This is a genomic window from Methylobacterium carpenticola (assembly GCF_042748905.1).
GTDB lineage: Bacteria > Pseudomonadota > Alphaproteobacteria > Rhizobiales > Beijerinckiaceae > Methylobacterium > Methylobacterium carpenticola.
This window is the reverse complement of sequence record NZ_JBHZEO010000001.1, coordinates 5,462,238-5,474,730: the sequence shown is the minus strand read 5'-3', so window position 1 is coordinate 5,474,730 and position 12,493 is coordinate 5,462,238. Positions and strand designations below refer to the sequence as shown.

Annotated in this window: 13 protein-coding genes; 8 read left to right on the top strand and 5 right to left on the bottom strand. The window is 71.6% G+C overall.

Annotated features, from left to right (window positions below; all coding sequences use genetic code 11):
• The first annotated feature begins 118 nt into the window (after positions 1-118).
• Positions 119-445, top strand: coding sequence for an Hpt domain-containing protein (locus ACE101_RS25435; protein WP_379138929.1), 327 nt, complete (start codon positions 119-121; stop codon positions 443-445).
• A gap of 177 nt (positions 446-622) precedes the next feature.
• A complete protein-coding gene (locus ACE101_RS25430; RefSeq protein WP_379135682.1) occupies positions 623-943 on the top strand; it encodes a 2Fe-2S iron-sulfur cluster-binding protein in 321 nt (106 codons plus the stop codon).
• On the opposite strand, the gene ACE101_RS25425 is transcribed toward ACE101_RS25430, so the two are convergent.
• The 4 genes from ACE101_RS25425 to hemF all read right to left on the bottom strand — a co-directional run bounded on the left by ACE101_RS25425 (position 912) and on the right by hemF (position 4,552).
• Entirely contained in the window at positions 912-1,373 is a 462-nt protein-coding gene (locus ACE101_RS25425; RefSeq protein ID WP_379135680.1) for a nuclear transport factor 2 family protein, read from the bottom strand. The genes ACE101_RS25430 and ACE101_RS25425 overlap by 32 nt on opposite strands.
• Before the next feature lie 106 nt (positions 1,374-1,479).
• Positions 1,480-2,655, bottom strand: coding sequence for a vWA domain-containing protein (locus tag ACE101_RS25420; protein WP_379135676.1), 1,176 nt, complete (start codon positions 2,653-2,655; stop codon positions 1,480-1,482).
• A 60-nt stretch (positions 2,656-2,715) separates the two neighbouring features.
• Entirely contained in the window at positions 2,716-3,636 is a 921-nt protein-coding gene (locus ACE101_RS25415) for a DMT family transporter (RefSeq protein ID WP_379135674.1), read from the bottom strand.
• Positions 3,637-3,652: 16 nt separating this feature from the next.
• Positions 3,653-4,552, bottom strand: a complete 900-nt coding sequence (gene hemF, locus ACE101_RS25410; RefSeq protein WP_379135672.1) for an oxygen-dependent coproporphyrinogen oxidase — start codon at positions 4,550-4,552, stop codon at positions 3,653-3,655.
• A gap of 156 nt (positions 4,553-4,708) precedes the next feature.
• On the opposite strand from hemF, the gene purD reads away from it, so the two are divergent.
• The 4 genes from purD to ACE101_RS25390 all read left to right on the top strand — a co-directional run bounded on the left by purD (position 4,709) and on the right by ACE101_RS25390 (position 8,987).
• The gene (gene purD, locus ACE101_RS25405; RefSeq protein WP_379135671.1) at positions 4,709-5,989 is read left to right on the top strand and encodes a phosphoribosylamine--glycine ligase; all 1,281 of its coding nucleotides are present in this window, start codon (positions 4,709-4,711) and stop codon (positions 5,987-5,989) included.
• 277 nt (positions 5,990-6,266) lie between these two features.
• On the top strand, positions 6,267-7,364 hold the full coding sequence (locus tag ACE101_RS25400; RefSeq protein WP_379135668.1) for an NlpC/P60 family protein: 1,098 nt from the start codon (positions 6,267-6,269) through the stop codon (positions 7,362-7,364).
• A gap of 80 nt (positions 7,365-7,444) precedes the next feature.
• Complete coding sequence (locus ACE101_RS25395; RefSeq protein ID WP_379135665.1) at positions 7,445-8,350, top strand: alpha/beta fold hydrolase; 906 nt, start codon at positions 7,445-7,447, stop codon at positions 8,348-8,350.
• Between the two features lie 61 nt (positions 8,351-8,411).
• Positions 8,412-8,987 carry a putative glycolipid-binding domain-containing protein gene (locus ACE101_RS25390; protein ID WP_379135662.1) on the top strand — a complete coding sequence of 192 codons (576 nt, stop codon included), beginning with the start codon at positions 8,412-8,414 and terminating at the stop codon, positions 8,985-8,987.
• 23 nt (positions 8,988-9,010) lie between these two features.
• Here ACE101_RS25390 and ACE101_RS25385 read toward each other — a convergent pair whose 3' ends face one another.
• Positions 9,011-9,721: a L,D-transpeptidase family protein gene (locus ACE101_RS25385; protein WP_379135659.1), complete on the bottom strand. Its 711-nt coding sequence runs from the start codon at positions 9,719-9,721 to the stop codon at positions 9,011-9,013.
• Positions 9,722-10,380: 659 nt separating this feature from the next.
• On the opposite strand from ACE101_RS25385, the gene kdgT reads away from it, so the two are divergent.
• Together kdgT and ACE101_RS25375 are read left to right on the top strand one after the other, a co-directional pair.
• Complete coding sequence (gene kdgT, locus ACE101_RS25380; RefSeq protein ID WP_379135656.1) at positions 10,381-11,397, top strand: 2-keto-3-deoxygluconate transporter; 1,017 nt, start codon at positions 10,381-10,383, stop codon at positions 11,395-11,397.
• A gap of 117 nt (positions 11,398-11,514) precedes the next feature.
• Positions 11,515-12,246, top strand: a complete 732-nt coding sequence (locus ACE101_RS25375; protein WP_379135653.1) for an SDR family oxidoreductase — start codon at positions 11,515-11,517, stop codon at positions 12,244-12,246.
• The last annotated feature ends 247 nt before the right edge of the window (positions 12,247-12,493 follow it).

Genomic DNA, 12,493 nt, shown 5'->3' with positions numbered 1-12,493 from the left:
GCGGGGCGGCACGGGAATCCCGTTGTGGATAGTCCGTGAGGAATGCGGAGCCCGCGCCATGGAGCCCCCCGACTTGGACACCCGCGACTTGGACACCCGCGACTTGGACACCGGCGACTTGGACACCCCCGCCCCGCTCCTCGACCGCGCCCATCTGGCGCGCGAGACCTTCGGCGATGCGGACCTCGCCCGGGAGGTGCTGGACCTGTTCCGGGCGCAGTGCGAGCGGCTCGGCCCGGCCCTGGCGGAGGCCGCGCGACCGGCGGCGGAGCGGGCCGATCTCGCCCACACGCTCAAGGGCTCGGCGGCCGGGGTGGGCGCGCGGCGGCTCGGCGCGCTGGCCGCGGCGCTGGAGGCAAGCCTGCGCCGGGAGGACGAGGCCGGCGCCGCGCTCCTGCTCCCGCGCCTCGCGGAGGCCCTGCGCGAGACCCTGGCCGTGCTCTGACCCGCGCCGCGACGTCGCAGCGCGGCGGGCCCTCCCCTGCGCTGCGTCAGCGGCGCCGACGCCCGCGGAACCGGACACCGCATGGCGCGCTTGCATTCCGGCCCCCGGCCCGCCAATCAGGCGCAGCCGCGGCGCCCGATTGGCGAATCCCGCGAGGCACGAGGCTCGGAGCGCACGATGGTCCAGATCACCTACGTCGATGCCGCAGGCACGCCCCGCACCGTCGAGGGCGCGGTCGGCTCGACCGTGATGGAGACCGCGATCCGCAACAACGTGCCGGGCATCGACGCCGAGTGCGGCGGCGCCTGCGCCTGCGCCACCTGCCACGTCTACGTGGATCCCGAATGGGAGGCGGCGGTGGGCCCGGCCGAGCCGATGGAGCAGGACATGCTCGACTTCGCCTCGGACGTGCGGCCGAATTCCCGCCTCTCCTGCCAGATCCGCCTCAAGCCCGAACTCGAAGGGCTCAAGGTCTCGACGCCGCCCCGGCAGGGCTGAGCGGGGGCGCCTGCGTCGGAAGGGCCGAGAGCGCGCGGATTCCGACCCATCCCCAATAGACCCGGTGATGCGCGATCAGGCCGCCGCGCAGGTCCATCACCTCGACCAGGTCGACCTGATCGCCATCGGGCGTGCGGCGCGGATATTCCCAGGTCAGCTGCCGGCCGTCAGAGAAGAAGGTCCCGGTCCGGTACCAGCGTCCGAGGCCGGTCTCCGGCGCCCGGAAGCCGGCGGCGAAGAAATCCCGGATGGCGGCCCTGCCCCGGAGAATGCCCGTGCCGGCCTCCCGCCGGACCGCCCAGACCAGGGGACTCTCGAACACCGCATCGTCGTCGTAGAGCGCCGTCAGGCCGTCGAGGTCCCGGTGCACCACCGTCTCGTGCCAGCGTTCGTAGATGTGCAGGACCGCCGTCTCGGCATCCGGGGTCATGGAACCGCCCTCCGTTCAGGGCGGCATCCTGGCTGCGCGGTGCGGGCCGTCGTTCCGGCGGCGACCGAAGCATGCGCCGCGCCGGCCGGATAGGATCCGGGCGCTCTCAGCGCACCAGCTCCCGCGTCGCCGCGTCGATCCCCGCCAGGGTGAGCGGGAACATCCGGCCGGCCACGAGCTGCCGGATCATCGCGATCGACTGCGTGTAGGGCCAGTGCGCCTCCGGCACCGGGTTGAGCCAGACCGCCCGCGGGAAGTGGTCGAGGATGCGCGAGAGCCAGACCTGACCGGCCTCCTCGTTCCAGTGCTCCACCGAGCCGCCCGCCATGGCGATCTCGTAGGGCGACATCGACGCGTCGCCGACGAAGACCACCCGGTAGTCGGACGGGTAGGTGCGGATCACGTCGAGGAGCGGCGTGCGCTCGGTGTGGCGGCGCCGGTTCTCGGTCCACACCGTCTCGTAGGGGCAGTTGTGGAAGTAGAAATGGGCGAAGTGCTTGAACTCGGAGCGCGCCGCCGAGAACAGCTCCTCGGCGAGCCCCACGTGCCAGTCCATCGAGCCGCCGACATCGAGGAACAGCAGCACCTTCACGGCGTTGCGCCGCTCCGGGCGCAGACGCAGGTCGAGAATGCCGGATTTCGCGGTTTCGCGGATGGTGCCGTCGAGGTCGAGTTCCTCCGCCGCTCCGGTGCGGGCGAAGCGGCGCAGCCGCCGCAGGGCCAGCCGCATGGTGCGCGAGCCCAGCTCCTCGGAATCGTCCAGGTCCCTGAACTCGCGCCGGTCCCAGACCTTCACGGCCCGGAAGTTGCGGTTGCCGTCCTGGCCGATGCGGATGCCCTCGGGATTGTAGCCGTAGGCGCCGAAGGGCGAGGTGCCGGCGGTGCCGATCCATTTCGAGCCGCCCTGGTGGCGCCCCTTCTGCTCGGCGAGCCGCTGCTTCAGGGTCTCGAACAGCGTGTCCCAGCCGAGGGCGTCGAGCTGCCGCTTCTCTTCCTCCGACAGGTACTTCTCGGCGAGCTTGCGCAGCCATTCCTCGGGGATCTCCCGCGGCTCCACGGCCTCGCCGAGGGCTGCGACGCCCTTGAAGACCTGCCCGAAGACCCGGTCGAACTTGTCGAGGTTGCGCTCGTCCTTCACCAGCGCGGCCCGCGACAGGTAGTAGAAGTCCTCGACCCGCTGGTCGGCGAGGTCGCGGCCGAGGGCGTCGAGCAGGGTCAGGTACTCGCGCAGCGAGACCGGGACCTTGGCGGCGCGCAGTTCGGTGAAGAAGGTGAGCAGCATGCGCGATCAACGCGCGAGGCGGCCCGCGAGGTCAAGTCCCGGCGGGCGCCGGGCCCGGCATCATCGCCGCCGAACCGGCGACCACTTCGGCGCGGGCTGCCCGGGCCCCGCGCGGGTGCGCGTCTCGCGGGCGAGGTTCCAGACGATGCCGCCGACGATCAGCCCCGCCCCGGCGAACAGCCAGGGATCGAGGGGCTCGCCGTAGATCCGCCAGGCGATCAGCGCGATGAGCGGCAGGCGCAGGAAGTCGAGGGGCACGACCAGGATCGCGTCGCCCCGCCGGTAGGCGTTGGTGAGGCACCAGTGGGAGGACAGGCCCGCGCCGCACACCACCGCGAGGCCGATCCCGTGATGCAGGGGCTCGAAGGCGACCGCCGGGGCGGAGGGGACGAGCCACGCGGCGGCGAGGTTCAGGGGCAGCTGCATGGCGTTCATCCAGAACAGGATGACGAGCGTGCTGTCGTGACGGGTGAGGGCCTTGGTGGCGACGGCGGTGATCGCGAAGCCCAGGGCCGCGGCGAGCACGAGCAGGCTCGCGGGCTGGAGCGCCGCGAAGCCCGGCCGCAGGATCACCAGCACGCCGAGGAAGCCGAGCCCGACCGCGCCGGCGCGGCTCACCGTCAGGCGCTCGCGCAGGATCAGCACCGCGAGCAGGGTCACCCAGGCGGGGGTGGTGAATTCGAGGGCGAACACCACCCCGAGCGGCAGGAGCGTGACGCCCACCGACCACGCGTAGTTGCCGAACCAGTGGGCGATGTTGCGCAGGCCGTGGATCGGCAGCCGCGACGGGGCGAGCGAGCGGCCCCGCGCGAGGGCGACGAGCCCGACGACGGCGAGGCCCGCCCCCGCCCGCGCGCCCAGGATCTCGAACAGGCCGAGCGCCGGGGCGAGTTCGCGCACGGCGAGCGCATTGGCCGAGAAGGAGAGGAGCGCGCCCGCCATCCAGAGGATGACGGCGGCGAGATCGGGAAGCGGCCGCACCGGTCGGATTCCGGATTCAAGGCCAGCGCACCGTCGGCGGCATCGAGGAGAGGATCGAATCGACGTTGCCGCCGGTCTTGAGCCCGAAGATGGTGCCGCGGTCGTAGAGCAGGTTGAACTCGACGTAGCGCCCGCGCCGCACCTGCTGCTCGTGCCGGTCGGCCTCGGTCCAGGGCGTGGCGAGGTTGCGACGGACGATCTCCGGATAGACCGCCAGGAAGGCCTCGCCCACCTCGTGGGTCAGCGCGAGATCGGCCTGCGGATCGCCGGTCCAGTGGTAATCGTAGAAGATGCCGCCGATGCCGCGCGGCTCGTTGCGGTGCTTGAGGTGGAAATACTCGTCGCACCACGCCTTGTAGCGGGCGTAATCGGCGCCCGGATGGCGCCCGCAGGCGGCTGCGAGCGCGGCGTGGAACGCCAGCGTGTCGGGATCCTCCTGCGTCCGCCGCCGGTCGAGAACCGGGGTGAGGTCGGCCCCGCCCCCGAACCACGCCTTCGTGGTCACGACGAAGCGGGTGTTCATGTGCACGGTCGGGACGTTGGGGTTCCAGGGATGGGCGATCAGCGAGATGCCGGTGGCGAAGAAGCGCGGATCCTCGGCGGCACCCGGGATCTGGACGCGGAACTCGGGGGCGAATTCCCCGTGCACCGCCGAAACGTGCACGCCCGCCTTCTCGAACACCCGCCCGCGCAGCATCGCCATGGTGCCCCCGCCGCCGGGCGCGCCCGAATGGTCGGTGCGCTGCCAGGGGGTGCGCACGAAGCGTCCCGGCGCCGTCGCTTCGGGCGGGAACGGGCCGGCGGCCTCCGCCTCCAGGGCCTCGAAGGCCGTGCAGATGCGGTCGCGCAGCTGCGCGAACCACTGGGTCGCCTCCTGCTTGAGGCCGTCGATGTCGAGGGACGCGTCGATGCTCATGCGCCGGGTCATCCCATACCGGCCGCCCGCGGCCAAGGGGGAGCGGCCGAGAGGGAGCGGCCACCCGGGCGGGCGCCCCACCCCGGACGGCCGGGTTGAGATCGGCGCGCCCGATCGCCTAAACGGGCCGGAACACAGCCTTCTCACGGACGGGCCATGCGCACCGACACCCTCACGATCCTGCTGATCGGCTCCGGCGGCCGCGAGCATGCCCTGGCCTGGAAGCTCGCGCAGAGCCCGGCCTGCGGCCGGCTCCTCGTCGCGCCCGGCAATCCCGGCACCGCCGCCCACGGCACCAACCATCCCGGCCTCGACGTCATGGACGGCGCCGCCGTGGTGGCCTTCTGCCGCCGCGAAGGCGTGGATTTCGTGGTGGTGGGCCCCGAGGCGCCCCTGGTGGCCGGGGTCGTCGACGCCCTCGACGCGGCCGGCATCCCGGCCTTCGGGCCGACCCGGGCGGCGGCGCAGCTCGAAGGCTCGAAGGGCTTCACCAAGGAGCTCTGCGCGGAATTCGGCATCCCGACCGCGGATTTCGCCCGCTTCTCCGCCCCCGAGCCCGCCCTCGCCTACCTGCGCGCGCGGGGCGCCCCGATCGTCGTCAAGGCGGACGGGCTCGCCGCCGGCAAGGGCGTGGTGGTGGCCGAGACGCTGGCGGAGGCCGAGGCGGCGGTGGCGAACCTGCTGGCCGATCCCGGCGCCGAGGTGGTGATCGAGGAATTCCTGAGCGGCGAGGAGGCGAGCTTCTTCGCCCTCTGCGACGGGACCCGGGCGGTGGCCTTCGGCACCGCGCAGGACCACAAGCGCGTCCATGACGGCGACCGCGGGCCGAATACCGGCGGCATGGGCGCCTACTCGCCCGCGCCGATCCTCACCCCCGCCCTCGAGGCCGAGGTGATGGCGCGGATCATCCAGCCGACCCTCGATGGCATGCGCGCCCGGGGCACGCCCTTCCGGGGCATCCTCTATGCGGGGCTGATGCTCACGGCCGAGGGCCCCAAGCTCATCGAGTACAATGTCCGCTTCGGCGATCCCGAGTGCCAGGTGCTGATGCCGCGGCTCTCCGGCGACCTCGTGCCGGCCCTGCGCGCGGCAGGTGCAGGCGATCTCGCCGGGGTGGCGCCCGAATGGTCGCCGCAGGCGGCGCTCACCGTGGTGATGGCCGCGCCGGGCTATCCGGGAACGGTCGCCCGCGGCTCGGAGATCCGGGGCATCGACGCGGCGGAGGCGGCCGGCGCCCTGGTGTTCCAGGCCGGCACCAAGCAGGCGGACGGGCGGCTCCTCGCCGATGGCGGCCGGGTGCTCGCGGTCACGGCGACCGGAGCCGGCATCGCCGAGGCGCAGGCGCGCGCCTACGCGGCGCTGGCCCGGATCGACTGGCCGGAGGGCTTCTACCGGCGCGACATCGGCTGGCGGGCGGTGGGGCCGCGGAGCGCCTGATCCCGAGACCGAACATCCGTCATCACGAAGCCTCTCTCGAATTCAGACGCCTGAGCTTCTCCCGAGGCTCAGGCGTTTTCTTCTCCTGTCTTATTCCATCAAGATAATGAATTTCCATGCTCGCGATATCGTACAGACGCACGAATTGAATTGAAATTCAGTCACGGAAATCATGTCGACCATGCGGCACATTTTTACAACGATCCAACAGAAGCAACCCTGTTGACGCAAGGCATCTTCGCCGCGATGCTTCCTGTGATTCCTCGGAGAGTCGCAGATGACGCCCGACGATTTTACCGCGCATGCAAAACAGTTTCTCGGACTGCCCTACATCTGGGGGGCCGATGGTCCGGATGCCTTCGACTGCTCCGGACTGGCGCAGAAGCTGCTCGCGTATGTCGGCCTCGATCCGCCGGGCGATCAGACCGCGAAGGACCTCTACCTGTATTTCAAGGACAATGGCCGCTCCCGGGCCGTCCCCCAGACCGGGGCGATCTGCGGAACGCTGGCCTTCTTCGGCAAGCCAACCCGGGTCGGGCACGTCGCGATCTGCCTCGACACCGTCTACATGATCGAGGCCGGCAAGGGCGGCCCCGACACGACGACGGTCGAGAAGGCGCGGGCGCGGCACGCCGAGGTGATGATCAGCCCGATCAACCGCCGCTCCGACATCGTGGCGTTCCTGACGCCGACCGGCCTGCCCTGGGCGACGGTGGCCCCTCCGGGGGCGTTCGAGCGCCCCTTCAGCGCGGAACTGAGCGCGACCTTCGCGCCCCCGGCCGCCGCGTTCGCACCGGCAGCCGCGGCCCCCCCAATCCCGCCGACGCCCGAGAACACCGCGATCCGGCTGATGCGCCCGTTCATCCTGGAGGCGGCGGCCTATTTCCGCCTCGACCCCTACGTCGTCGTCGGGATCGGCTCGCGGGAATCGGGCTGGGGCACCAGCCCCCTCCTGCGCCCGCCCGGGCCGACCGGGACGGGCGACCGGGCCCGGCGGCGGCCCAATCCGCCGCTGCGCCCCGGCCCCCTGCCGCCGGACGGGCTCGGCTTCGGCCGCGGCCTCATGCAGATCGACTGGGACGCGCACGACTTCGCGCGCACCGGCCCCTGGCAGGACCCGAAGCAGAACATCGCCTATGCGTGCCGCGTGCTGCGCGACAGCATCGCCTTCATGGCGGGGCGTCTGCCGGGCTGGCCCGCCGCCGACATCCAGCAATGCGGGATCGCCGGCTACAATGCGGGCCCGGGCCGGGTGCTCGACGCCGTCCGGCGGGGCGGCATGGCCGCGGTCGACAAGCCGACCGCGCACGGCGACTACTCGGCCGACGTCCTCACGAGAGCCCGGGCCTTCCAGGCCATGAGCATCCTGGCCTGAGCGCGGCGCGGCCGCCCTTGAAGCGGGCGCGGCCTCCTCCATAGTACGGGAGGTCGCGCCGCAGCCGCCGGGTTCGCCCCATGCCCACCGACCTCTTCCCGGGCTTCGACTCCCACTGGATCGACCTGCCCGACGGGCGCTTCTTCGCCCGCAGCGGCGGGCCGGCGGAGGCGCGGCCGCTGCTCCTCCTGCACGGCTTCCCGCAGACCCATGCCTGCTGGCACCGGATCGCCCCGGCGCTCGCGCGCCGTCATCGGGTCGTCTGCCTCGACCTCAAGGGCTACGGCTGGTCGGCGGCGCCCGCGGGGGATGCCTCTCACGCGGCCTATTCCAAGCGCCGGATGGGCGAGGAGGTGGTGGCGGTGATGGAGCGGCTCGGCCACGCGCACTTCGCCCTGGCCGGGCACGACCGCGGCGCCCGGGTCGGCTACCGGCTCGCCCTCGACCAGCCGGGCCGGGTGGAGCGGCTCGCCCTCCTCGACATCCTGCCGACCCTGGTGCAGTGGCGGCGCATGGAGGCTCAGCCGGGAACCTACCCGCACTGGCGCTTCCTCGCCGAGCCGGCGCCGGGTCCGGAAGGCGAGATCGCGAAGGATCCGGACACCTACTACGAGGGGTTGCTGCGAACCTGGACCGGCGACGGGACGCTCGACGCCTTCGCCCGCCCGGCCCTCGACCTCTACCGCCAGAGCTGGAACGTGCCCGAGCGCATCCACGCCATGTGCGAGGATTACCGGGCGGGCGCCGGACCGGACCGGGCGGCGGACGAGGCGGATCTCGCCGCCGGCCGCACCCTCGCCTGCCCGACCCTGGTGCTGCCGGGTTCGGGTTTCGTCGGCCAGGGCGGGCTCGAGCCGGTGCTCGGCGCATGGCGCGAGACCTTCGCGCCGAAGGCCGAGGGCGCGGTGATCGCCTCCGGCCATTTCCTCGCCGAGGAGAACCCGGAGGAGACCCTGCGGGCGCTGGAGCCGTTCCTCGCCGGATAGCGCCCCTTGCCCGCCGGGCTTCCGCGGCGGAAGATGCCCGCGATACAGGCAGGAGGACAGGATGGACCGCGTCGTTCGCTGGGCGCCCGCAACGGGATCCGGCCTCGAGCACCTGCAGGTCCGCGACCTCGCCGGCGGGGACATCCTCGCCGAGAGCGTGGTCGTCGGCGAGCGGGACGGGCTGCCGTTCGGCCTGAGCTACCGCCTGCGCTGCGACCCGGATTGGTGCGTCCGCGAGGCGGTCGTCGCGCGGGTCGGCGGGCCGGTCCTGCACCTGATCGGCGACGGGGCGGGGCGCTGGACGGACGGGGACGGCCGGCCCCTCCCCGCCCTCGACGGCTGCCGGGACATCGACATCGCGGCGACGCCCTTCACCAACACCCTGCCGATCCGGCGCCTGCGGCGGGACGGGCGGCTCGATGAGCGCGGCGCCGCGGAGGCGATCCGGGTCGTCTACGTCCCGGTTCCCGACCTCGCGCCGCGCGCGGTCGACCAGCGCTACACCTGCCTGGAGCCGGGGCGGCTCTACCGCTACGAGGGGCTGTTCCGCGGCTTCGCGGGCGACCTGCCGGTGGACGAGGACGGGCTGGTGCGCGACTATCCGGGCACGTTCCGCCGCCTCGATGCCCGGGCATAGGGCCGCCCCGGTCCGGCCGATCCTCACGCGGGCAGCACGACCACCTTCGTCTTGACCGGCGTCCGCGCGTAGAGGTGGATCATGTCCTGACTGAGCAGGCCGACACAGCCGCTCGTCACGCCGGTGCCGATCGATTCGGGGTCGCTGCTGGCGTAGATCGTGTAGAGCGTATAGGCGCCGTTCTGGTAGAGATGGAGGGTCCGGGCGCCGAGCGGGTTGTCGAGGCCGCCCGGCATGCCGCGGGCGTATTTGGCGGCCTCGGGCTGACGCCGGATCATCTCCTTGGGCGGCGTCCAGGTCGCCCATTCGGACTTGCGGCCGACATAGGCGTCGCCGCTCCACCGGAATCCATCCCGGCCGACATTGGCGCCGTACCGCGTCGCGGACCCGTCACCCTCGATGCGGTAGACGTAGAACTTGCCGGGATCGACGACGATCGTGCCGGGCGCCTCTTTCGATTCGTAGCGCACCGTCCGGCGATAATATTTCGGATCGACCTTGCTGACATCGACCGCCGGGATCGGAAACTTCTCGTCCGGCATCGGCCCATAGATCTTCGCCGCCTCGGCCAGGATCAACCCGTCCGATGTCGCGCAACCGCCGAGCCCGAGGGCGCCGACACTCGCGGCCGAGCCGACCAGGAACGACCGGCGGTCGAGCAGCCGCGCCTGGCGCCGGAGCCGAGCGATCTCGTCCATCCCCTCGGCGCCGGTCTTCCCGCCGTCCATGATCATGCTTCCGGACTTCCCGTATCCTGCGGCTCGGTGAGAAGCCGCTCCAGCCGGCACCCGTCGAGCGCCATGCGACGCTGAGATTGCCGGCACCCGGCTCGGCTGGCAAGCTCGGCTTTGGCCGTGGGGCGCCTGCCGCGCACCAGAGCCGGCGGCGTCCACGCCCTGTCGCAGCCCCATTCGGATTGGCTTCGAGGTCTGACCCAAAGCAGCATCGAGAGCGATGCGAACCTTGTCAGTCATGCGCGCTCCGCACCTGTCGCGTCATCGACAGTTCTGGTGCGGCAAGCACGTTCGCTCGGCGAATCCGGGTTCTGCTCGGCGCCCGAGGCCTGCAATGGCGCGAATGCGGCCCCGCGCAGAACCGAACCGATCGGGTGCCGCCCCCCGACGGTCCGTCCCGGCGCGACGCGGGCCCTCCGATCGTCAGTCTTGACAGCATCTCCGCCGCACCCTCAAAGGGGCGTCGTGCGATCGGACTCCGCCATGGGCTCGCCGGAGCCAGGAAACCGAACGCAAAGGAACCCTCCGCTGCGCCGCAGACACCACAATGTGCTGAGCAAGACGGAACAACACCGCCCTTTCGACTGCCGACATCAACAACAACAAAAACGGCCGTTGGACCACTGCTTTCGAACATCTGCTCCAGGGAGGAGACAGGCATGGATATCAAGAGGACGGTCGACCGGATTCCGGGCGGCCTGATGCTGGCGCCGCTGCTGCTCGGCGCCTTGTGCAAGACCTTCGCGCCCGGGGCGCCGGCCTATTTCAAGGGCTTCACGCAGGGGATCATGACCGGGGTCATCCCGATCCTGGCGGTGTGGTTCTTCTGCATGGGCGCCTCGATCAAGCTGAGCGCCACCGGGACGGTGCTGCGCAAATCCGGCACCCTCGTCCTCACCAAGCTGTTCTCGGCCTGGATCATCGTCCTCGTCGCGTCCCGCTTCATCCCGGCCGAGGGCATCCAGACCGGCTTCTTCGCCGGCCTATCGATCCTCGCCATCGTCTGCGCCATGGACATGACCAATGGCGGCCTCTACGCCTCCCTGATGCAGACCTACGGCACCCGGGAGGAGGCCGGCGCCTTCGTGCTGACCTCCATCGAGTCCGGCCCGCTGATGAGCATGATCATCCTGGGCGCCTCGGGGGCGGCGCATTTCGAGCCTCAGATCTTCGTCGGCGCCGTGCTGCCCTTCCTGGTCGGCTTCGCGCTCGGCAACCTCGACCCGAAGCTGCGCGAGTTCTTCAGCCCGGGCGGCCATCTGATGATCCCGTTCTTCGCCTTCGCGCTCGGCAACACCATCGACCTCAACACCCTGCTCTCGCCGCTGGCGGGCCTCGGCGTGGTGCTGGCCCTCGCCGTCATCGTGCTGACCGGCATCCCGCTGATCATCGCCGACAAGGTCATCGGCCGGGGCACCGGCACCGCCGGCCTCGCCGCCTCCTCGACGGCGGGCGCCGCGGCCGCCAACCCGGTGGCGATCGCCGCCGTGGCGCCGCAATTCGCGCCCGCGGCGCAGAACGCCACGGTGCTGGTCGCGATCTGCGTGATCGTCACCTCCATCGTCGTCCCGATCCTCACCGGCCTCTGGTACAAGCAGTTCGGCCAGGGCGCGGCCGAGGCGGCCCGGCCGGAGGACGGATCCGCGCCGTCGCTGCAGCTGGCGCCGGTGGACTGAGCACCGGCGGCCGGGCCGCGCGGCCCGGCGCATCCCACCTCACGCGAGCGTCCGCGGCGGCCGGGAGGTCCGCCGCCCCGGCGCGAGCCTTCGGACCATCCAACGGGGACACCACACATGGCTGGAAAACTGGCGGGTCAGGTCGCGGTCGTGACCGCCGCGGCGCAGGGCATCGGCCGGGCGACGGTGGACCTGTTCGCCCGCGAGGGCGCGCAGGTCGTCGCGACCGACATCAACGAGGCGAAGCTGGCCGAGCTGCGGGACCAGGGCATCGACGCGCGGGTGCTCAACGTCCTCGACGACGCCGCGGTGCGGCGGGTCCTCGGCGAGATCGGGCGCGTCGACGTGCTCTTCAACTGCGCGGGCGTCGTCCATAACGGGACGATCCTCGAGATGACCGACGCGGAGCTGGACTTCGCCTTCGACCTCAACGTGAAGGCGATGGTGCGCACCACCCGGGCCGTCCTGCCGGGCATGCTGGAGCGCGGCAGCGGCTGCATCATCAACATGTCCTCGGTGGCGTCGAGCGTGAAGGGCGTGCCGAACCGCTTCGCCTACCAGACCACCAAGGCGGCGGTGCTCGGGCTGACCAAGTCCATCGCGGCCGACTACGTCACCAAGGGCATCCGCTGCAACGCGATCTGCCCCGGCACGGTGGAATCGCCCTCGCTCCAGGAGCGGCTCTCGGCGCAGGGGGATTACGAGACGGCGCGCGCCGCCTTCATCGCCCGCCAGCCGATCGGCCGCATCGGCCGACCGGAGGAGATCGCCGAGCTGGCGCTCCACCTCGCCACCGCGACCTACACCACGGGCCAAGCCCACATCATCGACGGCGGCTGGGCGATGTAGGACGCCGCGGGGAGATCCCTCCCCGCTGCCGGAGGTGTCATACGGTTTCCGGATGATCGCTTCGCGATGCGGAAACCGGCCTCGCTCAGGCATGCGCGGAGCCCTGCTCCGCGCCGCGCGGGCTCGTGATCCGGGTTCCGAAAGTGATCGTCCGGAAACCGGATCATGCGTTCCGGTTGACCGCCTGGCGATTGCCGCGCGATGCGGAAACCGGCTTCGCTCAGGCATGCGCGGAGCCCTGCTCCGC